The following is a 25,933-nucleotide window of genomic DNA, read 5'->3' as shown; positions in this document are numbered from 1 at the left end:
ACTGTGAGATGGCAACCCACGCGCAAGGAGCATGAAGGCATGTGGAACAACATCACTTTTCGGAATTAGGACGTGGACTATGAATGCCCAACACCAAGATATTTTGGATTTTGTGGCCCAGCAAGCGCCATTTAATGCTTTACCAGATTCAACCTCTGATTATTTTTGTCATCATCTCGAGGTGATTTACGTCACCCGCGAAAACCAACACTTGTGGCTAGACTCTGCACACCCAAAACTTTTCCTCATCCGCAGTGGAGTTGTAGAGTTAGTATCGCCCGATGGTGATGCTATTGCTCGCTTAACCAGCGGTGACTATTTTGGTTACCCATCCTTGCTTAGCGGCGAGGCAATCAAAAACCGCATCGAGGTCAAGCAAGAAGCCTTAGTGTACGTGTTAAACCAACAAGATTTTGATTATCTGCGCCGCGAGTACAAAGCGTTTGAGCAGTATTTTGTTCGTGCTCACTCCAATCGTCTTTTATCAACTAAATTTCAGCATCACAGTGACTCATGGTCGGAACGTAAAATTGCCGATTTGATGACGCGTCAGCCAGTTACATTGACACCCGAAGCGACAATACACACTTGTGCGCAGACTATGAGTGATCATCGAGTCTCTTCTATTATGGTGGTGCAAGGGCAACCGATGGAACAGCGCTTGATAGGCGTAGTGACAGACAGAGACTTGCGCTCGCGTGTGCTTGCAAAAGGGGTCGACCCACAGCAAAGCATTAGCGAGATCATGACCAAGAACCCCAAGTATATTTTCGAGAATAATCGGGTTTTTTCTGCCATGCATTTGATGCTTAAGCACAATATTCACCATCTCCCTGTGCTGAATGAGCATCATCAACCGATGGGCATGGTGACATCGACCGACTTGCTGCGTCAGCAAAAAAGCGACCCTGTACAACTGATTGGCCGTATTTATAAAGCCAGCGGTATAGCGGATTTAAAACGCTATGCGCAAGAGGTTCCAGAGCTGCTGGACGGCTTTGCCTATCATATTGACGATATTAGTCTTATTGGCAAGTTACTTAGTGGTATCAGTGATGCGTTGACCACCCGTTTGATTCAGCTGTTTCAGCAACAACATGGTGACGCGCCAACACGTTTCAGTTGGATTTGTTTTGGTTCGCAAGCGCGGGAAGAGCAAACTTTACACTCAGACCAAGATAATGGTCTATTGCTTCCCAATGACCTTACACCAGAGCAAATGGATTACTTCAAGCGCATGGGAGAGTTTGTTTGTGAGCAGTTGGATGTATGTGGCATTGTGCGGTGTCCGGGTAATATTATGGCCAGTAACGAGCAATGCCGATTGACCTTGAAAGATTGGCTGGCTAAGTTTTCTAAATGGTTGGCAACGCCCACACCAGAGGCCATGCTTAACTGCAAGATATTCTTCGATTTACGTTTTATCACTGGGTCGAGCGATTTATTTGCAGATTTTAGCGAAGCGCTATCTGCTTTAAAGCCAGACCAGTTGTTTTATCGCGCCCTAGCAAGTGAGCTCAACCTCAATTCAGTGCCTATCGGCCTGTTCAATCAATTGAAAACTGAAGCGGACGAGCAGCACCACAAGTTCATCGATTTAAAGCGCCGCGGCATTGTGATTATCAATGATATTGTGCGTTTGTATGCATTACAGGCCAATATTCGCTATGCCAGTACCTTGGAGCGCTTGGATGCGTTGACGAAAACGCAATTTTTATCGAAAAAAGATATTTTTGATTTGAAGGATTGCTGGCGCTATTTGACGCAACTACGACTTCATGCTCAGCTTGATAGCGAGCAGTTGCCCAGTAACTGTATTAACCCAGATAGGCTCACTTCGTTGGAGCGCCATCAGCTCAAAGAAGCATTTTATTTGGTACGCCAAGCGCAACAAGCCGCGAGCTTTAAGTTCGCTCGTGGGAGCTTATAAGCATGACCTACTCGTGGTGGCAGCAGTTAATTGCAAAGCTCGGTTTCGATGCGCATGGGCTATCCAAACCTTGGTACGAACACCGTTTTGTGGTGGTGGATTTAGAGTTGACGGGTTTAAATCCCAAAGAACATGAAGTGGTATCTCTGGCATGGGTGGTGATTGAGCAGCAAAGTATCAAGTTACATCAAAGTGGTCACTTACTCCATGAAGGAGTGTTGGAGCTGGCGCAATCGCCGATTTATCATGGTATTACAGCGCAAAGATTAGCCAAAGAAGGGTTGCCCATGGAGGAAATTCTAGAGCACTTCGCGCGTATCTGTGATGACAGTATTTTGGTGTTTCATAACAGCTTGCTCGATACGCGCTTTTTGAATGTGGTGTGCAAAGAGCACCATATCGAGTTACCTCGCATTGTGCTTGATACGCTCAAGATAGAACAGCGTAGATTAGCAAGGCAAGGGAATGATATTGCCTTTGATGCGTTGTCTTTGGAAGCGTGCAGGCAAAGATATGGGCTCATGGCCCACACCTCTCACGATGCGCTCAGCGATGCCCTAGCTACGGCGGAGTTGTTTTTGGCTCAAGCAAATCATGTTAGTAAGCAAGAGCCAGTAGCACTGAGTGAACTAATCACGGCTGGGTAATCACCGGTAAGTCCTTTTCAGTCCAGCCCATCATGTCGCCTTCTAAATGGTAAAGCTTAGTGAAACCTAACTGTTGTAAGGTTTCAATAGCAATGCCTGCTCTGCGGCCGCTGCGACAGTAGACAACGATAGGCTGTTCTTTATCTAGCTTTGCAGCATGCTCACTAATTACGTCAAAGCTAATATTAATTGCGCCTTTGATATGGCCTTGTTGATATTCTTCGCTCGAACGTACATCAAGCAGCTGCATAGGCTGCGCTTCAAAGCGGTCAACTAGCAGTTGTTGCTGTGCAATATCTTGCGCTTTTGACTGTGCCATGCTCGGTGCCATTAAGGCCATAATCGCGAGCATGCTTATTACGCTAAGACTTAATTTATTCATTGTTTTTCCTTGTGTTACCAACAGCCTTAAAGCGATGAACGTTGGCAAATTACGCATCGATCATCACGCATTTCAATTATCAGTTTACGTCCCTAACCATAGCACAACTTTGATGTTGGCTTAATCTTCCGATTGGGCGTCGCGAGCGTCACTTGTTTCATGCTATCATTGCCCCCATTTACGAGCTTATACGAGCTGACCGAAAAGGTTGGTTTTGTTATACTGTAACAACTTTATATCCGTACAGAGTGAATAGCCGTGGCTGAAGTCAGAGCGAGAGTCCATTTAAACGTGGGCAAAAAAAGTGATATCCCTGCCGAGATCGTATCTTTTAGTGGTTTGAAAGATGGTCAAGAGCACGTGGCTTTAATTTTTAATGAAGCAGATCAGCAGACCACGCCTTTAATTCGCATGCACTCTGAGTGCTTAACGGGCGATGTTTTTCATTCGAGCCGCTGTGATTGTGGCGAGCAACTCAATGAAACCATTGAAATGATGCACGAGCAAGGGGGCGTACTGCTTTACCTTCGCCAAGAGGGGCGTGGTATTGGTTTGTACAACAAACTCGATGCCTATGTGTTGCAATCGCAGGGCATGAACACCTACGAAGCAAACAACCAGCTTGGCTTTGCCGATGACCTAAGAGAATTCTCTGATGCAGTGCTGATGCTCAAAGCTTTGGGGGTTTCACAAGTTAAACTCGTCACCAATAATCCTAAAAAGCTCGATGCGCTGCGCGACAACGGTATTGACGTGAAAAGTGTTGTCGGTACAGCGGCGCACATAAAAGTAGGGCAAACGGGTAACCAAGCCTACTTAGAAACAAAAATAAAACATGGCGCGCACATGTTAGATATTAAGAAAATCAACAAGACATAATGCGCTCACGAGCGATTAAGGAACATTCGTTACAATGGCGATAGAAATTAAAGTATATAAGGCCAGTGCGGGGGCGCGCTGGTTCAAAGCTGGTTTGGATGTGTTTCAAACTCAGCCATTTATTTTTATGTTCATGTATTTGTTTATTGGCATCTTTGGGCTTATAGGCTTGATTGCGCCAGTTCTGAAAATTCCAGCGGCCTTGGCGACACCATTTTTGATGGCGGGTTTATACGGTGCAGCTTTGAGGCGCCAACAAGGACAAAAAATAGCGTTCGCCGATATCCTCAATGTGTTCTCACAGAAGGGGCGTCGTATAGGCTTGTTCCGAGTCGGTTTGTATCAGATGGGTGCGGCTTTGCTCTTAGGTATGCTGGCGAGCGTATTGTTTGCTGATGTTATAGAACTGATGACGCAAACTGACTTAGACCCGCAAACTGCGTTGCAGCAACTTGCGCAAAGCTTTTCTTTTGGCTCTTTAGCCCTATTTTTGATTGCAGTGAGCATTTACTTATGTGCTTTTGCCTTCGCTGTACCACTTGTTTACTTCGGCCGACACACGTCAATTATTGAAGTAATGAAAGCGAGTCTTATGGCGTTTTACCACAACATGGCAGCACTGAGCGTTTATGGTTTAATCGCGGGTGGTCTGTTGCTTGTTTGTGCATTTTTATCGTTTATTCCGCTTCTTGTTGTGATGCCGATTTGCTACATTAGCCTCTTCATTGCATTCCAAGCGATGTTTATGCCTCAACTACACGAAAATGGCCAAGATGATCATCAAAGTGGTCAATCTGTTAAGGGGCAAAACAGCGATGCTCAGCACAGCGCTAATGAGCAGGATAACACTAGCTCTAATGGCCGGTTTGACGCTTAATGGATGACAGCGAAAAGCAAAAACAGAAGAACTATGTACTGTGGTTATTAGGCAGACAAGACTACAGTCGCAGGGAACTAGAGCGTAAATTACAACAGCGTCAGGTTCCCGAAGATTTTGCCACCGAACTTTTAGATTGGTGTGAGCAACAACGGTATTTGGACAATGACCGTTATTGCACGAGCTTTATTCGCCGTGCGATAGATAAGCGCCATGGGCCGCGCAGAATAGTCGCAGATGCCCAAAGTAAAGGACTTGCTCGAGAGCAAGTAGAAATGGCGCTCAGCGAAATGGATGTCGATTGGTTTGAATTGGCCGATGAGGCTTACCGCCGCAAGTATAAAACGGTGGATGAGACACTAGATTACAAAGAAAAAGCCAAGCGTATACGTTATTTAACGGCGCGGGGCTTTGACTTTCAACATATTGAATTTGCACTTGAAGCGAAAGACGAGTGAGATAAACGTAATGCAGCATTTGACGACCGCACAGCTAAGACAGAAATTCTTAGACTTTTTTGCCAAGCATCAACACCAAGTGGTGCCTTCGGCTTCTTTGGTTCCGGGTAACGACCCAACATTGTTATTCAACAATGCGGGTATGGTGCCATTTAAAGACGTATTCCTAGGTGCAGAAACGCGCCCATACAACCGTGCAGCCAGTGCTCAGCGTTGTGTGCGTGCAGGTGGTAAACACAATGACCTTGAAAACGTAGGTTATACCGCTCGTCACCACACGTTCTTTGAAATGTTGGGTAACTTTAGCTTTGGTGATTACTTTAAGCAGGACGCAATCAAGTTTGCGTGGGAGTTCTTAACTGAAGTAGTTGAGTTGCCTAAAGAAAAGCTGCTAGTGACGATATATCATGACGATGAAGATGCGTTTAACATTTGGCATAAAGAAGTGGGTCTAAGTGAAGACCGTATCATTCGCATTGCTACAAGCGATAATTTCTGGTCAATGGGTGATACAGGCCCGTGTGGACCTTGTTCTGAAATTTTCTATGACCACGGCGAAGAAATCTGGGGTGGCCCTCCGGGTTCACCTGAAGAAGACGGTGACCGTTTTATCGAAATTTGGAACCTTGTATTCATGCAATACAACCGCCATGCCGATGGCACGATGGAACCACTTCCTAAGCAGTGTGTAGACACGGGTATGGGTCTTGAGCGTATTGCTGCGATTCTACAAGGCGTGCACTCAAACTATGAAATCGACTTATTCCAAGCTCTGATCAGTGCTGCAGCAAAAGTGACCAATGCACAAGATTTAGAAGACAAGTCACTGCGCGTAATCGCTGACCACATCCGCTCATGTGCATTCTTAGTGCAAGACGGTGTCATGCCATCCAACGAAGGCCGTGGTTATGTATTGCGTCGTATCATTCGTCGTGCAGTGCGCCACGGTAACAAGCTAGGCGCCAAAGGCACGTTCTTCCATAAGATTGTTGCCGAATTGGTTGCGCAAATGGGCGATGCTTACCCTGAGCTTGCACAGAAACAAGCAATCATTGAGAAAGTGTTACGTATTGAAGAAGAGCAATTTGGCAAGACGCTTGAGCGTGGCCTAGCAATTCTTGAAGAGCACTTAAGCACACTTGAAGGTGATGTGATCCCAGGTGATGTGGTATTTAAACTTTATGATACTTATGGTTTCCCTGCGGACTTAACTGCTGACGTAGCGCGTGAGCGTTTCATGACAATTGATGAGCAAGGCTTCCAAGAGTGCATGGACGTGCAGCGTAAAACAGCACAACAGGCAGGTAAATTCGGAGCTGATTACAACACGCAATTACGCTCAGATAAAAGCACAACCTTTAAAGGCTATGAAGCTGAACATCACAGTGGCACTGTTGTTGAGTTATTCGCAGCCGGTGAGAAGGTCAGTGTGCTTGAAGACGGTCAAGAAGGCATTGTAATTCTAGACCGCACACCATTCTATGCTGAGTCAGGTGGCCAAGTTGGCGATATGGGCGTATTGAAAGCCAGTAATGGTGAGTTCGTTGTTACCGATACACAAAAGCTTGGTAACGCTTTTGCCCATCACGGTAAAGTAGTAGGCAAAATCGGTGTAAACGATAAGGTTGACGCACGTATCGATACTGAACGTCGTGACCGCATCAAGAAAAATCATACGGCGACACACTTGATTCACGAGGCACTTCGCCAAGAACTCGGTGAGCACGTAAACCAGAAAGGTTCACTTGTACAACCAGACCGCTTACGTTTCGACTTCTCACACTTTGAAGGTGTAACAGCAGAGCAGTTGCAGCGTATCGAGAAGAAAGTGAATGATGAAATTCGTCACAACTTTGCGCTCGAAACTGAATTGATGGCTATTGATGATGCCAAAGAAAAGGGCGCTATGGCGCTGTTCGGTGAAAAGTATGATGACGAAGTGCGTGTTGTTAGTATCGGCGATTACTCAATCGAGCTGTGTGGTGGTACGCACGTAACACGCACCGGTGATATCGGTTTGTTTAAGATCGTATCGGAAGCGGGTATCGCGGCCGGCGTTCGCCGTATTGAAGCGGTAACAGGCGCAGATGCATTGGATTATGTGGCCACTCAAGAAGGTACATTATCGCAAATCGCATCGTTGTTAAAAGCAGACAGCGCGAGTGTATTAGACAAAGTGCAAGCCTTAATCGAGCGCTCAAAGGGCCTTGAAAAGCAGGTGAGTCAACTTAACGACAAGCTTGCAAGCGCAGCAGGCGCATCGCTTCTAGACAGCGTCAAAGAAATCGCTGGTGTGAAAGTGTTGATTGCGAATGTTGCAGGCACTGAAAGCAAAGCGTTGCGTGGCATGATGGATGATCTTAAGAACAAACTAGGTTCTGGTATCATTGCACTTGGTGTTGCTAACGATGACAAAGTAAGCTTAATTGCCGGTGTGACTAAAGACCTAACGGGTCAATTCAAAGCTGGTGAACTAGTTAACCACATGGCCTCGCAAGTGGGCGGTAAAGGTGGTGGTCGTCCTGACATGGCACAAGCTGGTGGCTCACAACCACAGAACCTTGATGCTGCTCTAGCAAGCGTTGAAGCTTGGGTGAGTGAGCGTGGATAAATCGTGGGCATCACTTTTGATGCTGACGTGTAAGGCTCGTTGATAAACAGTGGCCTTATTTGTGCAAAAATTTGGTGGCACCTCAGTGGGCTCAATTGAGCGCATTGAGGCTGTTGCCGATATCATTATTCGCCAGCGTCAGCTTGGCCATCAGGTTGTTGCTGTAGTTTCAGCGATGTCTGGTGAGACCAATCGGCTGTTAGCGCTCGCACATCAAGTAGACGATGTACCAAGTACGCGCGAACTTGATGTGTTAGTCAGTACCGGTGAGCAAGTCACCGCATCTCTTCTATCCATGGTCCTGATCCGCAAGGGCTACCCAGCAGTGAGCCTGCTTGGGGATCAGCTAGGTATGCAAACCGATAACCTTTACACCAAAGCGCGTATTACTCATATTGATGATAAGCGTATTCGCCAAGAGCTGCGTCATGGTCGTATAGTCATTGCGGCAGGCTTTCAAGGTCGTGATAGCGAAGGCAATATTACCACTTTAGGGCGTGGTGGCAGCGACACCTCTGCGGTGGCTATCGCGGGCGCAATCAATGCTGATGAATGCCAAATTTTTACTGATGTGGATGGCGTTTACAGCACAGACCCCCGAGTGGAAAAAAATGCGCGGCGCTTGGATACCATAGGGGTGAAGGCTATGCTGGAGATGGCAAGCATGGGCGCTAAGGTGCTGCATATTCGCTCCGTGGAAGCAGCAGCACACTACAAGGTACCGCTGCGCGTTCTTTCGAGTTTTAACCCTGATCAGGGAACACTGGTATTAACTGACGAGGACGAGCCAATGCAATCGCAAAATGTGTCGGGAATTGCGTTCAAAAGAGAGCAGGCGCTTATTAGCATAAATGGTTGTGATGCCCACCCTGTTATCTTGGCTGATATACTCGATATTCTTGCGCAAAAAGCAATAGAAGTTGATGTAATTAATCAAGTTTATAAAAACTGTGGCAAAGTAGACTATGCTATAAGTGTACCTAGCCTTGAATTACGCCAAGCACTTACGGCATTATCAAAAAACAGTGCTATTAGTGGGGCGCAAATGACTAGTCGAGATGACTTAGCAATGCTTTCACTCGTGGGCACAGGTATAAAGACGAATGCATCGATAGTCAGTCAGTTCTTTCGTGTTTTCGCGGATGAGAATATTGATGTATTCATAGCAAGCTCTTCAGAGATAAAGCTTTCAGTGTTAATTGAGCGCCAATTTCTAGAGCTGGCAGTAAGAGCATTACATGCAACTTTTATCATGGCAGATGAATAATTAAACAAAGTTTTACTTACGTTTATACTGAAAATTCATTAAAATGCCGCTGACGGAATTTTTGACTAATTTGGAACAATGGGAGCAAGAGAATGCTAATTCTTACTCGTCGAGTTGGTGAAACCCTAATGATCGGTGATGAAGTAACTGTCACAGTTTTAGGTGTTAAGGGCAACCAAGTGCGCATTGGTGTTAATGCACCTAAAGATGTATCAGTACACCGTGAAGAAATTTACATGCGAATTCAGGCAGAAAAATCAGGCTCAAACCCTGGTAATGCTTAATAAATAGATTCGAGACGAAGCCACTTCTAAAGTGGCTTTTGTTTTTTCTGGGCTAGGATAAAGTTAATTGACTCTTCATTAAGAGTCGCCTTACTAAGATAATGACGGTGCCCTTTGTCATTGATGATAATGATCCCTAGCTCAGTTTCCACCACTTGCTCAATGTCATTCCATACTTGGCGTTTTTTAACTCCATTACAAAGCGTGCTTATGCCTTCTTCATCTATAGTTAGATGAATCTCATTCCCAGCCGCACGGGATAAGCGTTGTCTCGCTACCCACCATGCTTTTTGATAGGTAAAGGCGATGACCTCAAGAATCGCTAAGCCCAGTAGAAAGTACCCCAGATAATTATTTTGCAGCATATATATGCTAACTAGGGCTAACGCAGCGAGAAATACGACGAGGCCATATTTAGGCTTTCTTCTGTCGCTAAATGGTAGTGACTGTTCATAACTTTCAATAAAGTATTCTTTGTTCAAGATATAGGATGTATTGTATTTCATCGTTACTCGCTAAACCTTCGAACTAACAAAGGGATCATTATGCGTTTTTTAGTGTTATTGAGTGCGTTATCAGCCTTTTTTACATCAGCGGCACCACAACAATTTTTAGTATTTGGCGATATGCCATATACACCAGTCGATGAAGCATTGTTAAGTGCTCCTGATGGGCAATTATATCAAGCTGTACAGCAAACCCCACACCTATTTGTTGCGCATGTGGGGGACATGAAATCCGGAGCAACACCATGTACGGATGAATTACTACAAGGTAACTATGCGATGTTGGATGCCTTGTCTGAGAAACCGCTTGTCTACACGCCGGGTGACAACGATTGGACCGATTGTGACCGTAAGACCCTGAACCCTACGTTCGATGAACTTGAACGCCTAGCATTTGTGCGCAGCCAATTTGCGACGGCACAATTGCCATTAGCGAACTATTCACGCCAGCCCGAACAACCAGAAAACCAAGCATGGCGTATCGATGATGTGCAGTATGTTACTTTGCATGTGGTGGGCACCAATAACGCTCGAGCACAAGTATTCAGCTCTAACGCGCAAACAGCATTGGCGCAGACACAAAAAAGAGACGCGCTGAACAAACACTGGCTTGCTCAGCATACTGCAGGCCAAGCGAAGGAAGTTGGTTCTGATGCACTCGCGCCTGCGGCTATGGTTATATTTATTCAGGCAGATATTTACCAGCACAACAACTATGGACCCGCATGCAGTGCTCAGAAACAGACCCAGTGTGATGGCCTGAATCAATACCAAGTGCTCTTTGATGAGTTGGCAAAACAAAGCGACATTCCGGTGTTGCTCGTTCATGGTGATACCGCTGAGTTTTGTTTTTCTCGGCGCGAGTCTGGATTGTGGCACTTAAATGCGCCGGGTGATTTTCGAGTGCTAGATATCGCTCAAGTGACGGTTAACACCCAAAGTGATGAGGTTTTCTCCCTTACAACCCTTTTGGGGGCAGCACCGAGCCAATGTGAATAAAAAAACCGCGCAATGTTAAGTGCGCGGTTTTATATCGTTCGGGAAACGATTAGAACTGGAAGCGAACGCCCAATTTAAACTTACGTCCTAGAACGTCATAGTTACTCGGGAAGGTGTTACCTGAGTTTGAACTCGTATCACCTGCTTCACCACCTACTACAGGTGCATCTTTCTCAAATAGGTTATCAATACCTAGACTTGCTGTGATATTTTCGGTGATATGATAATTTGCATATAAATCAAAGTAATCATATGAGTCGATACTTCTAAAATCTTCGAAGTAATCATCGACAACAATCGGCTCTACGTCGATACCGTCAATGTGACGCCATTGCAATGATACAGTGAAGTCATCCATCGCCCAGGTGGTACGTTGAACCCATCTTAGCTCAGCAAGCGGATCACAGCTGGTGCTGTAGTAGCCTTTACAATCAATCACACGTGCTGTATCAGAGCTTTGTGATTCCTGAGTAAGGTATTTATTGATAGTTCCTGAGAACTGCAACTCACCCATGCTGTCTAGTGGCCAAGCAAAGTTGAAACCGAGCTCGACACCTTCAGCGCGAAGGTTCTTCAAGTTTGTGGTGTATTGTTCAATACCCGCACCGGCAACGGTTAAGTCACCACCAACACGTCTGATCTTGGCACACTCAGTTGTATCTCCTAGCTCATAACAGGCATCTAAAATCTCCTGTGCTGAGAATTCACCGATAATGTCATCGATGTCGATATCATAGTAGTCCAAGCTGATAGTGAAGTTTTGTAACGTATCGAACTCAGGTGTCCACACGATACCAGCGGTAAACGTCGATGCCTCTTCTGCATCAGGTGGATTCAATGGATCACTACCAGAGATAACCTGTACCTGACCTGAGATGACATCTTGTACGTTACCTACTTGCGCATCACTCATACCTGTTGACACACAAAGAGCACGAAGCGTTGCGTCGATATTACCTGCGTTACCCACAGAACAAGGGTCACCGCCGGCATTATCAAGTCCAGTTACAACCGGAGAAGCAATTTCCCCCACGTTTGGTGCGCGTGTTGCTTGTTGCTGCATTACACGAACAAGTACGCTGCTCACTGGGCGCCAGTTGAAACCTAACTTCCATGTTTCATTCGAGCCCACCGTGTCGTAATCAGCCCAACGGAAACCAAACTCAACATCGAGCGTTTCAGCTAAGGCCATGCTGTCCAGTACAGGTAGGTAACCTTCCAAGAAGAGTTCGTCGACTGTGAAGCCACCCTCGATAGGAAGCTGGTTACCACCGGCACCACCTTGACAGCTTGCAGGAGCAAGTTTCAAACACTCATCAGGCTCAAATAAACCTTTCTCTTTACGATACTCATAACCGAAGCTCATCGCCAGCGGTGCACCCGCACCAGGAATTTCGATAAACTCGATTGGACCATTCACCGTTGCAGTAGCAATACGTTGGCTATATTTTTGTTGCTGCAGCGCAATCGCTGTCGCATAGCCTGCCATTTCGTCTGTAATGGTACCAAAGCCGCCAAAAAGATTAATAGGCACACAGGTAGGGTCGCCATTTAGACAGGTAACGCCATCAGCTGTATCTAATGCATTTTGGATGTTAGTGAGGTTGGTGTAACCACCACGTACGGTAGTACGGTTGGACTCACCATATTGGAAGCTCACGTCATATTGCCAATCGTCAAAGAAGTAACCATTTACACCAGTCACGAATTGGAACAAGGATGTATCGTAACGCTCAGTACGTGCTCCTAATTCAAGAGTACGACGTCGTAGCTGTACGGTGAGGTAGTCTTCTTCGTCTACCACACCATTACCATTGACATCATTCCAGTTGTTGGCGCCCAGTAGGTTGTTCGCTAATGCTGTATTCCCTGCATCAATCATAAATTGGCGTGCTTGGTCGCCAATCAGTGGGTTGAATAATGGTAAGTCAAACGAAGAACCAAATGTGCCCGAAGGTGCTACTTGGGTATCAACGGAAATAGAGCTGTAGGTCAGTGATGAGTAGACCTCATGCTCGTCATTCAAGCTGTAGTGTGCCAATGCAGTACCAGAGTATCTTTCTGATGGTGTTTGGTAGAAGTTATAAGGGTTGAAGTTGAATACACTACAGGTATCAGCAGCGAGTGTACCATCGTTTCTAAATTGCCCAGATGAACTTGCGCCACCGCCGACGATAGCGAAACGTGTCGGTATAGCCGTTGTTGAACCGCCGCTTTCTACTGAGTTAGGAGCCTCACATTCTGGCGGTGCTGGGATAGGTGGCTCACCATTGAGAAATTGCTCATAGTTAGCACCTGAGTCCGTTTCGATGCCTAAAAGGCCAAGCGGACGATCGCCCAGACGGATATCTTTACGTTTTGTCCAATCTAACGACAATACAACGTTACCGCGATCATCGGCTAAATTGGAACCAATGGTGAGCGAGATATTATCTTTATCACCATCGTTTTCATCGGTTACTTGGTGTGAAGTATTCAGTGCAATACCTTCGAAGTCATCTTTGAGCACGAAGTTAACTGCACCGGCTATAGCGTCTGAACCATATACTGCCGAGGCACCACCTGTGACCACATCAATACGCTCAACAAGTGCCGCGGGTATTACGGAGGTGTCTACTGAACCGTTGTAGTTGTATGGGATCATGCGGCGGCCGTTCACAAGGATCAGCGAGCGTTGTGAGCCCAGACCGCGAAGGTTTACGGTAGCTGCACCAGCCGAGCCGTTGTTAACGTTACTACCATCACCAGGAATCGTAGATGGCAGAGTTCTGAGAACTTGTTCTACTTCGGGTTCTTGTTGGAAGGCAAGCTCTTGCTCACCAATTGAAGTGATAGGACTCGCTGATACCGCACCGGGTTGGCGAATACGACTCCCTGTTACCGCGATGACTTCTATGTCTTTGTTAGCTTCTTCATCTTCGCCAGCTGCAAAAGCAGTGGGTGAGGTAAGAGCTAAAGAGGATATTCCGACGCCGAGGGCGAGCTGAAGCGCCAGCGTAAGTCTGGATTTTAACATTGTCTTTCTCCCTAGTTATTAGAGTTATCTAATACTACAGGGACAATCAAACAGCGGTTGTTCCTAATTAGTGAGCTATAGCTTAGACCTAATAATCGAGTAATGCCAAAGGCTTAAATGAAAATAAATATTTTCGAATAATTGGTATTACCAATTATTCTTTATTTCAATTGTTAGCATAATTGCAGCATCTGCGATGATCTTATGATGTATAAACATTCGTTATATTGGATATTTTTATCGAATATACATATTTCTTAGTTTTTAATTTCGCTTTATTCGCTTGAAAGTGTGGTGTTTAGTGGGTTTGAAGTAAAATCTCAGTATTGGTAATACCAATTTACAAGGTGTGGACTTTTCATATTTATTTGATATGGTGTTGAACTGTTGTTTAATAAAATTTAACAAAATAGCACTGGAGTGAGGATGAACATTGCAGATCTGATGCTAGAAGCAGCCGGGTTAATGGCAACGGGCATGCTAGTGGTTTTTGTCTTTTTGATGATTTTGATTGGTGCACTAAAGCTAATGTCTTACTTCTTGGCTGATGACTTACAAGCACCAACAAAAAGCCTAGCACCCAAGCAAGCTCAAGGCGGCGCTAACAAAGCGCACATAGCAGCAATCGCTGCCGCAGTTCACCAGTATAAAAAGCAATAATGAGGGGTAACACTATGTCTAAACTCAAATTAACCGAATTGGTTCTGCGTGATGCGCATCAGTCTTTACTTGCCACACGCATGCGCATCGAAGACATGCTCCCAATTGCAGAAAAGCTCGACAAAGTGGGGTATTGGTCTGTCGAATCTTGGGGCGGCGCTACCTTTGACTCATGTATACGTTACCTAGGTGAAGATCCTTGGGAGCGCATTCGTTTGCTTAAACAAGCAATGCCGAATACCAAACAGCAGATGCTACTGCGCGGCCAGAACCTGTTAGGTTATCGCCATTACAGTGACGACGTTGTTACCAAGTTCGTAGAGCGTGCTCATACCAATGGTGTGGACGTATTTCGCATTTTTGATGCCATGAACGATGTGCGCAATCTCGAAACGGCAATTAAAGCTGCGGTAAATATTGGTGCCCATGCCCAAGGTACAATTTCATACACGGTATCTCCGGTGCACACATTAGATATGTGGCTGACCCAAGCAAAGCAATTGGAAGATTTAGGGTGTCACTCGATCTGTATCAAAGATATGGCGGGTTTGTTGAAGCCATACGACTGTGAGCAGCTTATCACCGGCTTAAAAGAAACGGTGTCAGTGCCCATTGCAATGCAATGCCATGCCACTACCGGTTTGAGTACTGCTACCTATCAAAAAGCGATTGATGCGGGTATAGATATGCTCGATACCGCTATTTCTAGTATGAGCCAAACCTATGGTCACAGCGCTACAGAAACCATGGTAGCGATTGTAGAAGATACGCCACGTGACACCGGGTTAGACCAAACGTTGTTAGAAGAAATTGCAGCCTACTTCCGAGAAGTACGTAAAAAATACGCCCAGTTTGAGGGCAGTCTAAAAGGCGTTGACGGCCGCATCTTACTGGCGCAAGTACCTGGCGGTATGCTTACCAATATGGAAAACCAGTTAAAAGAACAAGGAGCCGCAGATCGATTGGATGAAGTGCTTAAAGAAATCCCGAGTGTACGCAAAGATTTAGGTTACTTACCTTTAGTTACACCAACGTCTCAAATTGTTGGTACTCAGGCCGTGCTTAATGTGTTAACGGGTGAGCGTTATAAATCTATTACCAAAGAGACTGCAGGCGTACTCAAAGGTGAATATGGTGCAACTCCAGCGCCTGTTGATACCGAACTACAACAACGTGTGCTTGAAGGTGCACAAGCGATAACGTGTCGACCTGCTGATTTAATTGATGCGGAACTAGATAAGCTGACAGCTGAGTTAAAAGAGCATGCAAAGAGCAGTCAACTAACGTTGGCAGATGAAGAGATTGATGATGTTCTCACCTATGCGTTATTCCCGCAAATTGGTCTTAAGTTCTTAGCTAACCGTGGCAACCCAGATGCATTTGAGCCAGCGCCCCAAGCGCAAGAGCAAGTTGCAGCCGTAACCAAGGCGCAACCACAAACACCAGCGAAGTCTGGACCTGAGCGCTACAGCATTAGTGTTGATGGTAAAGCTTATGACGTTATTGTCGCTCCAGGCGGCGAGTTAGAAAGCGTTCGTGCAGTGCAAGGAGAAGGTGAAAACCCTCCGCAGTCCGCCTCTGTGAGTGGAGGCGAAACTCTAAATGCACCTTTGACGGGTAACATTTTTAAAGTACTTGTTAAGCCCGGACAACAGGTGAATGAGGGTGATGTCGTTGTCATCATGGAAGCGATGAAAATGGAAACTGAAGTGCGTGCTTTACATGGTGGTGAAGTGGCAGAAGTATTAGTGCGCGAAGGTGACTCTGTGAGTGCCGGTGATGCGCTAATAGCATTGGCATAGGAGGTTTTATGGAAGGAGTACTAAACCTCTGGCATGCCACGGGCATTGCCAATTTTTCGGCCGCGCAATTGATTATGATTGCAGTAGGGTGTTTGCTCTTGTATCTCGCTATCGCACGTAAATTTGAGCCACTGCTGCTTGTGCCGATTGGCTTCGGAGCCTTGCTAACCAATATTCCTGTGGCCGGTATGGCTGATCCTGGTGGTATCTTGTATTACGTGTATTACATAGGTATCGACTCAGGAGTCTTCCCACTACTTATCTTTATGGGAGTGGGAGCACTGACCGACTTCAGTGCTTTGATTGCTAACCCGCGTATGTTGCTATTGGGAGCGGCTGCTCAGTTTGGTATTTTTGCTACCTTGTTCGGTGCAATTGCCCTGAACTACATTCCAGGCTTCGAATTTACTATGAAGGATGCATCTGCGATTGCCATTATCGGCGGCGCTGATGGCCCTACCGCTATCTTTTTAGCGTCGAAACTGGCACCCGATTTACTGGGAGCTATTGCAGTTGCCGCTTATTCGTACATGGCTCTAGTGCCTATTATCCAGCCGCCAATCATGCGCGCGTTGACTACCGAAGCTGAGCGTAAGATAGAAATGCCACAATTGCGCCCGGTATCAAAGAAGGAAAAGGTTATTTTCCCGCTGATGGTACTCGCGCTCACTGCAATGTTCTTGCCTGCTGCTGCGCCGTTAGTAGGAATGTTCTGCCTTGGTAACCTAATGCGTGAAAGTGGTGTGGTGGATAGACTCAGTGGCACTGCCCAAAACGAACTTATTAATATTACCACTATCTTTCTAGGGCTTGCTGTAGGTTCCAAACTCGCGGCAGACAAATTCCTGACAGTGGAGACACTCGGTATCTTGGCATTGGGGGCTCTTGCGTTCTCTATCGGTACCGCCTCAGGTGTGTTTATGGCCAAAGCACTGAATCGCTTCTCTAAATCGCCCATTAACCCTCTAGTGGGTGCAGCTGGAGTGTCTGCAGTGCCAATGGCTGCAAGGGTAGTGAACAAAGTAGGTTTGGAAAATAACCCTCATAACTTCTTACTAATGCATGCCATGGGCCCGAACGTTGCGGGTGTACTAGGCAGCGCGGTAGCTGCGGGGATATTACTCGCGCTCGTCGGCTAATAGGCTCTTCCTAGCCTTTGGCGCATCTTGGTTTTGAACTCACCAAGATGCGCTTTTTTTTGCTCTGCATTTGCTTAGTATTCAGTAATTTGACAACATAGCTTGAGTTGCGTCTCACATGGAGTAAGCGCTCATGAATGCCGTTATGATCATACTGATACTATTGGTTGCGTTAGTAGTACTGATCCCCCTACTGGAGCGCTATCAAAAGCGTATGGGCTTCGAAAAGATGACTAAATACAGTAAGTACATCCTTCCTTTGGTGGCTATAAGCTTGATTGTTAAACTCATCTATATGCTTGTAAACCAATGAATATGTGATGCCTTCAGACATAAAAAACGCACCTAGATAGGTGCGTTTTTCATGTCTTTACTGAATAACCTTAGTTATTCATCGCCAACTGCATTTCACGCTCTCGTGTCAGTTGAGCCAGTAATGTGTCCGCTACTGGTTTGAACTTAGCCAGTTCTGATGCCGGTAAAGGCTCTGATTTTGGCAGTTTCACGGTGCGCGGATTACGGTGTACACCGTTTACCAAGAACTCATAGTGTAGGTGAGCACCAGTAACACGACCTGTCGCACCCACAGTACCAATTAGCTGGCCTTGCTTCACTTTTTCGCCTTGTTTCACTTTGCGCTTATTCAAGTGAAGGTACTTGGTGACATAGGTATTACCGTGTTGGATAAACACATAGTTACCATTGTACTTGTTGTAACCCGCTTTGATTACTCGGCCATTACCCGCCGAAACAACCGGAGTACCCGTCTTCGCTGCGTAGTCAATACCGCGGTGAGGTTTCACCGTCTTAGTTACGGGGTGTAAACGGCGTGGGTTGAAATTAGAACTTATATACTTAAAGTTAACCGGTGCACGAAGGAACGCTTTTTTCATGCTGCGGCCTTGTGGCGTGTAAAAATTGCCATCAGTGTGTAGCACAGCAGCGTAATGCTCGCCTTGGTTAATAAATTCAGCGGCTAAAATTTTACCAGTACCGATGTACTCGCCATCGACATGGTGAGTTTCATAGATAAGACTGAATTGGTCGCCTTTGCGTAAATCATTGGCGAAATCCACATCCCAACCAAATATGGTCGCGAAGTTCATGATTTGCTTCTCGCTTAAACCTGCTGCGATACCCGCGGTCCAGAAACTACCGTTAATAGAACCTGATGCTGATTTAGTGAGTGTTTGAATTTCTTTTGAATCGATTGAAGTGTCGTAGCTGCCTTCACTATTTAAAGTGACAAACAAGGTATCTGTTTTGCTTAATACATATTTAAGCTGCTGTAGCTCGCCTTGTTCATTTTTTGCAAAGCTTAAAACCTCACCTGGATGAATCTTGGTGAGTTTTTTGGTTTCTTCGTTGGTATTAACCAACTTATAAAGAGTTTGCGCTGAGAATCCCGCACGCTTAAAAATAATCGCAAGGTTGTCGCCGTTATGCACTTCATAATCAGTGTGTTCATAACTAGGCAATGTGAGCGCTTCTTCAGCTGAGTTCAACTCAGTGATTTTTTCGTCTTCATCGAGTTTAACTTGTAACTCATAGCGCTTACCAACCTCAAGAGGTTTAACGTCGTTATCCCTTGAAGCCGTTGCTCTTTCCGTAGGTATAAGCATTAGGGTTACAATAGTTACGAGGAAACCCACAATGAGCATTTTGTGTTTTTTGGGGAGTTTGTGTACCACGTTAACCATAACCTACCTTTTTCGCTGATAAGGAAAACCATATCTAACCAAAGGCTGAGCATATACCTAATAATCAGCAAATACCAGTGTTTTGTGCATTTAAACCTGCGCCAAAGTACGCTAGAATCGCGCGGTTAGCACATTTTTTATCGGAGAAATAAATGACAGACTTGGACAAGGCACTTGCTGAAATAAAGCGCGGTGCTGAAGAAATTTTACTCGAAGATGAGTTGGTTGAACGACTTAAGTCGGGGAAAAAACTAAAAATTAAAGCTGGTTTCGATCCTACAGCCCCTGATTTGCATTTAGGGCACACAGTTTTAATTAACAAACTAAAAACGTTCCAAGACCTAGGTCATGAAGTTATCTTTTTGATTGGTGACTTTACTGGCATGATAGGCGATCCAACGGGTAAAAATGTAACTCGTAAGCCTTTAACCCGAGAAGATGTGCTAGCTAACGCAGAGACATATAAAGAGCAGGTATTCAAAATTCTTGACCCAGCTAAGACCACAGTGGCATTTAACTCACAGTGGATGGAAAAGCTGGGAACTGCGGGAATGATCAAATTGGCTGCGCGCCAGACCGTAGCACGCATGCTTGAACGTGATGACTTCAAAAAACGTTATGCAAATGGTCAATCGATTGCGATTCACGAGTTTTTATATCCTCTTGTCCAAGGTTGGGATTCAGTCGCGCTTGAAGCCGACGTTGAGTTAGGTGGTACTGATCAGCGTTTCAACTTACTTATGGGTCGTGAACTGCAAAAAGATGAAGGTCAGAAACCACAAACTGTGCTAATGATGCCATTGCTAGAAGGTACTGATGGTGTCCAAAAGATGTCTAAGTCTCTTGGCAACTACATCGGTATTACAGATGCACCAAACGATATGTTTGGCAAAATTATGTCTATCTCCGACGACCTTATGTGGCGTTACTATGAGCTACTAAGCGCATTAAGCATTGAGCAAATTGAAGCGCTTAAAGGCGAAGTGGCTAATGGTGTTAACCCGCGTGACATCAAAATTAAGCTAGCGAAAGAGATTATCGCTCGTTTCCACAGCGAAGAAGCAGCGCAACAAGCGCATGATGACTTCACTCAGCGTTTTTCTAAAAATGCGTTGCCAGACGATATTGAAGAGTTGTCTTTAAGCGTGGATGAACAAGAGGTAATGATCACCGCTCTTCTTAAAGATGCAGGTTTAGTAGCCAGTACTTCTGAAGCGATTCGTATGATTAAACAAGGCGCTGTTAAAATTGACGGTGAAACGAAAGTGACAGACAGTAAACTGATGATAGCGAAGGGCACAACCGCAGTTTATCAAGTGGGTAAACGTCGCTTTGCTAAGGTGACACTGAACTAAGCAGGTGCTTGTTCTTAATAAATACCATCAAGCCACCTTTTAGGTGGCTTTTTTATGAAGTAATCAAATAGCCTGCACAGATTGCTAGTATCCAAAGTGCATTTACTTGTTCGACAGTTTTTAATGCAACGGTAATATCATCGGCATTGGGTTGTCGATGTAAGCCTACGCGCATTCGGTTGTGGCGAACATTATTGTAAAAGGCTGGTCCCCCCAGTTGAACTTGCAAGCGAGCGCTGAAAAAACACAACACTAAACCACTGCTGCGGTGATAGAAGTGCTGCCCGTATACCTTTATAAAGCGCAAAATTTCCAAGGCATACTTCGTAAAGAGCAAGGGCAGGAGGTAGAGTATCAACGCGGGTGCTTGGCAAAGGGCGAGTAACCATTTACTTGCCACCAAATAGGCACTGTCCGGCGCAGCCACTTGTCTCATTGCCTGATGTAAATGCCATAACAAGGTATATGCAAACGCAGCGTGTGCACCAAAAATGCAAAAGAGCAACAAAGGCGAGAAATACTCTCTAAGCATACGCAATACTAGTGACTCAATTGTTGCTTTGGCAATGCCTGCTTCTGTTAACTTAGCAGTTTCTCGTACTGTAATGGTTGCTAAAATAGCGCGCGCGAGTGACTTTCGGTGTTGCTTTAACGCTTGGCGAATTCGTTTCGCTTTGTTTTGTAGTGGGTTGGCTGATAAAGACAAATAGAGTAAAAATGCTCCCAGCAATTCAGGGTAATAGACAAGCTGAGAAAACAAAGAAATAAGGACGAGAGGCACTAGCACGCATATAAAAATGCTGAGCACCGAGGCCATAAGCAGGTAGGTTTTACTTGCGCTGGCATGGTAGGTTCTCTTAGCGAGGTTATTAAAACCCAGTTGCACTAGGGTAAAGGGGTGATACCAAGAGAGTAAAGGCAGCCATCGCTCGAGCGCAATGACTGCTAGCACTAGCAATAATTCAAGATGATTGCTGAGTAACTCGGGTGTCATTTATAGGCTGACGTCTGACAGCTTTGATAGCATTGCCATAACCATAGCTGATGAGTTCTTCGATGCGACTTCTAAGTACGCTTCGAATGAATCTGGAGATTCTTTGCCTGCGATATCAGACAGTGAACGGATCACAACAAACGGTGTGTTCAATAGGTGGCAAGCTTGAGCGATGGCCGCACCTTCCATTTCCACAGCCAGCATAGTTGGGAATTGTGAACGGGTTTGTTCGATACGCACAGGATCACACATAAATGAATCACCAGTACACACTAGGCCAATGAGAGATTTGCATTGTGCTAGCTCGGCAATTGACTTCTGAGCTACGTTAACAAGCTCTGGATGCGAGATATAGGCAGCTGGCATTTGTGGTACTTGACCAAACTCATAGCCAAATGCCGTCACATCAACATCGTGGTGGCGTAACTCGCTGGCAATTGCAACATCACCAACTTCTAAACGTTGATCAAAACCACCTGCTGAGCCTGTATTTACGACGCAATCAGGTTTGAAGTGGTCGATTAATATGGTTGTTGCAACTGCGGATGCAACTTTACCAATACCCGATTGAACCAAAGTCACTTCTTGCGCGTTCAATTGCCCGTGATAGAAAGTGAAGCCACCTTTTTCTAGGACTTCTACATCACTCATGTGTTCACGTAAAATTGCAATTTCCGGCTCCATGGCGCCGATAATACCTACTTTCATAGCATCTCTAATTAAAATGGCAAAAACAGCCTTTAGTATATCAAAGGCTGTTCCAATATGGCATGTCGCTTTTAGATTTCAGCGAGTTGAGTCGAAGGAGATACAGCCGTTGATTGCACTTTTACTTGTGCTGGAGACAGCACAGCTGGGCGGCTAGACCTGCGTTTAACTGCTGGCTCAGGTTTTCCTAACTTGAACAAAATAGCGTTGCGAACATCTTCGACGCGGTAGCCGCTTTTAACTTTCATGCGAATATGGGGGATACCCGCGGTTTCTAGCGCACCACTAACAAACCAATCTTTTTGTGCTTTATGGCCGCCTTTATTGGCGTTGTTTACTAGATCGACCGCAGCGACAATAGTGAGCTTAGTTTTATCAAGGAGCACGTAATCAAGTTGTTTATTTTTAGACTTACTCAAGGCGATACGCTTGGACTTATTACTCAAGCCGGGTTTGCAATCAATCACGTCCGATAGCATAACGCGGCTAACAATGCGGTAATTATCTCCGACTGCACGCTCTAGTAGGGAAAGAAAAGCGCTTTCTACCTGAGTGTACATCTCTTTTTTACGCACAAATGGGTAGGGGTTTTCATTGTTGTCAGTGAACTTTGCGGCGATCACTGAAGCAATCACAACTAACACTAGAATTGATAACAGCGCGAATTCCATTTTTTACTCCAAAACGAATAATTGACACGCCTATTTCAAAGCAATAAGCGTGCCTGTTATTTTGGAGCTATTAATTACGGCTGGTAACCGCCTTCGAGGCCTTTGGTGGCAATCGCTACGGCATCATGCGCATGCAGCGACTCGTAGTGGTTGATACGTAGCCAAAAATCCAACACGGATTCTTGAGCATTAAGGGCTGCTTTGATTTTGCGCGCTGCATCTTCGCAGAACATCAAGTTTTCACCGTTAAGGCGTGCAAACTCTTGCTCATCTTCACGTTTAACAGCTGTTTGCACCGGTGTTTTCAGCGTATTTTCGATGTTGTTGATAAGACCAAGGAAATCGAATTCAGTTGCTTTGCCGCTCAAGCGTACTTTTATTTGTGCTACGGAACGTTGTGAATGCGGTGTCGCGCTAACCCCCTCAGTGGTCCCTAGCCAAGCGTGAACATCATTAAACTGGATTTCTTTATTGGCAAAATCACGTTCAAAGTTTGCTTGAATAAGTTGTCTTGCTAATGCTGCTGAGCAAGGGCAGGTTGACGAGTAGGTGACATCAACGCTCACTTCAAAATCGACGTTGCCAGCATTGATGCGAGCATCAACCTTCACAGGATAAAACTTCCAGCCACTATTGTTACTCAATAATGCCGGGCGACGCAGCGGTAACTCAAAAGCAAGAGTAATACGAGCTTGGTCACTAATATCATGATGAGAACTGATAAAAGCATCCAGTGTTGATGAAATCTCTTTCGGTGTGACTTGCTCGGCGTGTGACAGTTGGTCTAACGCCAAGAATAAGCGCGACATGTGGATGCCTTTGGCATCTTTATCAACAAGGTTTACGAACGCTTGTGCTTTAGCGTTGACGACAACGGGAGTAAGGCCTTTGGAAGCGACCAACATTGGTAGCTCAATATCGCTCATACCTACCCATTCCAATGTTTCTTGAACTGGTGCAGAGCTAGTGTTAGCAATGTCTGGCATGGCGTTTTGCATGGCCTTCCTCATGGGTAATACTGAAAAGCCCGCTATTCTACCTGAAAAATTTTAAATGTGGAGCGCTGCAGTGGGTTATATGATTGAAGATGAATTTGTGCTGAAAATGTTAAGAACAAAAGTGTAACTATTCCAAAACAGTGCAAACATTGTTAATATTCTGTGTTGCTCATTAGAGCTAATTAAACCCATAACTTGCAAAATAATAACAATGACCAGTCCCATGAAATCATTTCTATTAAGAGTTGCCTCGCTTGCGGTATTCGGGAGCTGTAGTATTTCTTCAGCTTTTGCGTCACCTCAGTTGTTACTGATGGCCGACGACCTACAGGTGTGTTCTAGCGAACATCTGAAATTTTGTAATACCCAATCAAGAGAAAGTTTGAATAAGGATGCTTATAAACAGCAGCCAATATTTAAAATAACTGATGAAGGGCTGGATCGTATTCGCGATATGGCTTGGACCGAGCAGCCTGAGATCCGTACTCAAGCAGCTGAAATCTTAAAAAAGGCGCGAAGTCACTTTGGTGATGATGCGTTTGGGCAAACCGAATTCGAGCGTTACTTGCGTCGTAGCGATTTCACGCTGAGTAATTCAGATGAAACTGCTCGCGAATTTTGGTTTAGCCTGTTTGAATTTGAACAGCAAAACTTTTTTGATTTGCTTGAACAAAAGCAAGCTAATAGTAAGCGTCGTTTAACTGCCCGTGTTGATTTTGAAGGCACTCGTGACTGGGTCACTAAAGATGCATTCAAAGAGCTGTTTAAAAATGCACAAGGTATTGCCGACTCTAAACGCAAACCGCGTATAGCATTTGTGACCGGCGGTAGCCGCGACCCATACCGAGATGTTGATTATTACCAAGCGCTGTTTGAGCAACTTGGTTTTGAGGCTCATTGGTTGCCTATAGACGGTGCGATGCAAACGCTAATAGGTGCTAAGGATCCGGCGTTATGTGATGATTTGGCGCAGTACCAGGTATCACGTTTAGCGAGTTTCCGTCGCGACAGCTTGTATCCAGATTTGTATGAAAAACAACAAAAACTGTGTCGTGACCCAGAGCAACTTTTCGACTTATTGCGTCGTTCAGATGCCTTGTTCATTGCCGACTCAAGCCCTTTGTTGCTTTACCACGCTTTCTACGAAGGTGTGAACAAACCAAGTGAATTGCTAGAAAAAATCAAAGATATGGTCGCAAAGGAGCAGATCTTTGTAGCAGCGCAAGGTGAGTCAGTTAATGCGCTTGTTGGTGGTCAACGCAATGCCACTATTCTTTCTGGCGAAGGCGTGCAAGTATTAGCCGAAAATCCAATTATTTACGCTAATGGGTTTGAGGCCTGTCGCCTAGGTGTTGATTGTATTTCAGTGGCGACAAGTCGTGAGCTAAGCTACATCCAATCAGGGGTGTTAGGTCTGTTTCCTTGGGGCACACTCGATACACAAGTGGCGCGCTACGGTAAACAACCACGATTAATTAAAGCGGGTGTTGAAAGTTCAAGCTCTCTGATCTTCGGCCTAGACAGCAACAGTTACGCTATCGTCAATAACCTAGACAAGGAAACGGATGATATTGAACTGCAAGTGTTTGGTGAAGGTGGCATGTGGATTGGTGACTTACGTCAATCTAATGACTCAATGTCTGTAGCCTCACAGTTTGGCCCATTTGACAGCTACTTCTTGACGCATGAAGACAGTATCAATTTGCGTGGTGGTATCCTAAATGTTGATTTAGCTGCGTGGAAGCAGGCGGTAAACACCACAACTGTCGGACCGTTAGTCAATTCTTCGACGCCGTTTAGCCGTTCAAACTATCACAAGCTTGGACAGATGCAATGTAACACTGGCGCAGCTACGGCCGGTGGTACTAGTGATATCGATACGCAAAGTTATGAGCTGACACTCAATGCCAGTGGTGCGAGTAATATGCGAAAAGGGGTATTAGTTAAAGGCGGGAAACGCATGGGTGTATGTTCTTTCGCAAGAATATCAACCCAGATACTGCCAAAGATACTCTAACTTGATTACAATAGAGGGGTTTGCAGCAAAACC

23 protein-coding genes are annotated in these 25,933 nt (G+C 45.4%); 15 read left to right on the top strand and 8 right to left on the bottom strand.

What is annotated here, in order from left to right:
* The first annotated feature begins 79 nt into the window (after positions 1-79).
* Both V1358_RS06955 and V1358_RS06950 read left to right on the top strand, forming a co-directional pair.
* Entirely contained in the window at positions 80-1,930 is a 1,851-nt protein-coding gene (locus tag V1358_RS06955; protein ID WP_347393019.1) for a DUF294 nucleotidyltransferase-like domain-containing protein, read from the top strand.
* A gap of 2 nt (positions 1,931-1,932) precedes the next feature.
* Positions 1,933-2,577 carry a 3'-5' exonuclease gene (locus V1358_RS06950; protein ID WP_347393018.1) on the top strand — a complete coding sequence of 215 codons (645 nt, stop codon included), beginning with the start codon at positions 1,933-1,935 and terminating at the stop codon, positions 2,575-2,577.
* Here the strand turns inward: V1358_RS06950 and V1358_RS06945 are convergent.
* Positions 2,564-2,959: a rhodanese-like domain-containing protein gene (locus tag V1358_RS06945; protein ID WP_347393017.1), complete on the bottom strand. Its 396-nt coding sequence runs from the start codon at positions 2,957-2,959 to the stop codon at positions 2,564-2,566. The genes V1358_RS06950 and V1358_RS06945 overlap by 14 nt on opposite strands.
* A gap of 258 nt (positions 2,960-3,217) precedes the next feature.
* On the opposite strand from V1358_RS06945, the gene V1358_RS06940 reads away from it, so the two are divergent.
* The 6 genes from V1358_RS06940 to csrA all read left to right on the top strand — a co-directional run bounded on the left by V1358_RS06940 (position 3,218) and on the right by csrA (position 9,335).
* Positions 3,218-3,838, top strand: coding sequence for a GTP cyclohydrolase II (locus tag V1358_RS06940; protein WP_347391746.1), 621 nt, complete (start codon positions 3,218-3,220; stop codon positions 3,836-3,838).
* 34 nt (positions 3,839-3,872) lie between these two features.
* Positions 3,873-4,715, top strand: a complete 843-nt coding sequence (locus V1358_RS06935) for a BPSS1780 family membrane protein (RefSeq protein ID WP_347393016.1) — start codon at positions 3,873-3,875, stop codon at positions 4,713-4,715.
* A complete protein-coding gene (locus tag V1358_RS06930; protein ID WP_347391748.1) occupies positions 4,715-5,173 on the top strand; it encodes a regulatory protein RecX in 459 nt (152 codons plus the stop codon). The genes V1358_RS06935 and V1358_RS06930 overlap by 1 nt, the downstream gene beginning before the upstream one ends.
* Before the next feature lie 10 nt (positions 5,174-5,183).
* Positions 5,184-7,784 (top strand): alanine--tRNA ligase, encoded by a 2,601-nt coding sequence (alaS, locus tag V1358_RS06925; RefSeq protein WP_347391749.1) that lies wholly within the window; start codon positions 5,184-5,186, stop codon positions 7,782-7,784.
* Positions 7,785-7,833: 49 nt separating this feature from the next.
* The gene (locus V1358_RS06920; RefSeq protein ID WP_347393015.1) at positions 7,834-9,051 is read left to right on the top strand and encodes an aspartate kinase; all 1,218 of its coding nucleotides are present in this window, start codon (positions 7,834-7,836) and stop codon (positions 9,049-9,051) included.
* A gap of 92 nt (positions 9,052-9,143) precedes the next feature.
* Positions 9,144-9,335: a carbon storage regulator CsrA gene (gene csrA / locus V1358_RS06915; RefSeq protein WP_347391751.1), complete on the top strand. Its 192-nt coding sequence runs from the start codon at positions 9,144-9,146 to the stop codon at positions 9,333-9,335.
* 26 nt (positions 9,336-9,361) lie between these two features.
* Here csrA and V1358_RS06910 read toward each other — a convergent pair whose 3' ends face one another.
* A complete protein-coding gene (locus V1358_RS06910) occupies positions 9,362-9,841 on the bottom strand; it encodes a YcxB family protein (protein ID WP_347391752.1) in 480 nt (159 codons plus the stop codon).
* A 39-nt stretch (positions 9,842-9,880) separates the two neighbouring features.
* On the opposite strand from V1358_RS06910, the gene V1358_RS06905 reads away from it, so the two are divergent.
* Complete coding sequence (locus tag V1358_RS06905; RefSeq protein WP_347393014.1) at positions 9,881-10,840, top strand: hypothetical protein; 960 nt, start codon at positions 9,881-9,883, stop codon at positions 10,838-10,840.
* A gap of 49 nt (positions 10,841-10,889) precedes the next feature.
* Here V1358_RS06905 and V1358_RS06900 read toward each other — a convergent pair whose 3' ends face one another.
* Complete coding sequence (locus tag V1358_RS06900; RefSeq protein WP_347393013.1) at positions 10,890-13,856, bottom strand: TonB-dependent receptor domain-containing protein; 2,967 nt, start codon at positions 13,854-13,856, stop codon at positions 10,890-10,892.
* A gap of 426 nt (positions 13,857-14,282) precedes the next feature.
* On the opposite strand from V1358_RS06900, the gene V1358_RS06895 reads away from it, so the two are divergent.
* The 4 genes from V1358_RS06895 (at position 14,283) to V1358_RS06880 (ending at position 17,770) form a co-directional block, all read left to right on the top strand.
* Positions 14,283-14,516 carry an OadG family protein gene (locus V1358_RS06895; RefSeq protein ID WP_347391755.1) on the top strand — a complete coding sequence of 78 codons (234 nt, stop codon included), beginning with the start codon at positions 14,283-14,285 and terminating at the stop codon, positions 14,514-14,516.
* Positions 14,517-14,530: 14 nt separating this feature from the next.
* Positions 14,531-16,318: a sodium-extruding oxaloacetate decarboxylase subunit alpha gene (gene oadA, locus V1358_RS06890; RefSeq protein ID WP_347393012.1), complete on the top strand. Its 1,788-nt coding sequence runs from the start codon at positions 14,531-14,533 to the stop codon at positions 16,316-16,318.
* Positions 16,319-16,326: 8 nt separating this feature from the next.
* Complete coding sequence (locus tag V1358_RS06885) at positions 16,327-17,457, top strand: sodium ion-translocating decarboxylase subunit beta (RefSeq protein ID WP_347393011.1); 1,131 nt, start codon at positions 16,327-16,329, stop codon at positions 17,455-17,457.
* Positions 17,458-17,590: 133 nt separating this feature from the next.
* On the top strand, positions 17,591-17,770 hold the full coding sequence (locus V1358_RS06880) for a hypothetical protein (protein ID WP_347393010.1): 180 nt from the start codon (positions 17,591-17,593) through the stop codon (positions 17,768-17,770).
* 70 nt (positions 17,771-17,840) lie between these two features.
* On the opposite strand, the gene V1358_RS06875 is transcribed toward V1358_RS06880, so the two are convergent.
* The gene (locus tag V1358_RS06875; RefSeq protein WP_347393009.1) at positions 17,841-19,157 is read right to left on the bottom strand and encodes a peptidoglycan DD-metalloendopeptidase family protein; all 1,317 of its coding nucleotides are present in this window, start codon (positions 19,155-19,157) and stop codon (positions 17,841-17,843) included.
* 152 nt (positions 19,158-19,309) lie between these two features.
* Here V1358_RS06875 and tyrS point away from each other — a divergent pair, with 152 nt between their 5' ends.
* Positions 19,310-20,512 (top strand): tyrosine--tRNA ligase, encoded by a 1,203-nt coding sequence (gene tyrS, locus V1358_RS06870; RefSeq protein WP_347391759.1) that lies wholly within the window; start codon positions 19,310-19,312, stop codon positions 20,510-20,512.
* Between the two features lie 52 nt (positions 20,513-20,564).
* Here the strand turns inward: tyrS and V1358_RS06865 are convergent, their stop codons facing one another.
* The 4 genes from V1358_RS06865 to folE2 all read right to left on the bottom strand — a co-directional run bounded on the left by V1358_RS06865 (position 20,565) and on the right by folE2 (position 23,883).
* A complete protein-coding gene (locus V1358_RS06865; RefSeq protein ID WP_347393008.1) occupies positions 20,565-21,506 on the bottom strand; it encodes a cobalamin biosynthesis protein in 942 nt (313 codons plus the stop codon).
* On the bottom strand, positions 21,507-22,214 hold the full coding sequence (mtnN, locus tag V1358_RS06860; RefSeq protein WP_347391761.1) for a 5'-methylthioadenosine/S-adenosylhomocysteine nucleosidase: 708 nt from the start codon (positions 22,212-22,214) through the stop codon (positions 21,507-21,509).
* Positions 22,215-22,285: 71 nt separating this feature from the next.
* Positions 22,286-22,885 carry a DUF2726 domain-containing protein gene (locus tag V1358_RS06855; RefSeq protein WP_347391762.1) on the bottom strand — a complete coding sequence of 200 codons (600 nt, stop codon included), beginning with the start codon at positions 22,883-22,885 and terminating at the stop codon, positions 22,286-22,288.
* A 74-nt stretch (positions 22,886-22,959) separates the two neighbouring features.
* Positions 22,960-23,883: a GTP cyclohydrolase FolE2 gene (folE2, locus tag V1358_RS06850; protein ID WP_347393007.1), complete on the bottom strand. Its 924-nt coding sequence runs from the start codon at positions 23,881-23,883 to the stop codon at positions 22,960-22,962.
* A gap of 382 nt (positions 23,884-24,265) precedes the next feature.
* Between folE2 and V1358_RS06845 the strand changes: the two genes are divergently transcribed.
* Positions 24,266-25,900, top strand: coding sequence for a type 1 glutamine amidotransferase family protein (locus V1358_RS06845; protein WP_347393006.1), 1,635 nt, complete (start codon positions 24,266-24,268; stop codon positions 25,898-25,900).
* Positions 25,901-25,933: the final 33 nt, after the last annotated feature.

The organism is Pseudoalteromonas pernae, assembly GCF_039831865.1.
Classification (GTDB): Bacteria; Pseudomonadota; Gammaproteobacteria; order Enterobacterales; family Alteromonadaceae; genus Pseudoalteromonas; species Pseudoalteromonas pernae.
Note: the sequence above shows the minus strand (reverse complement) of the source record. Positions and strands in the feature narration are given on the sequence as shown.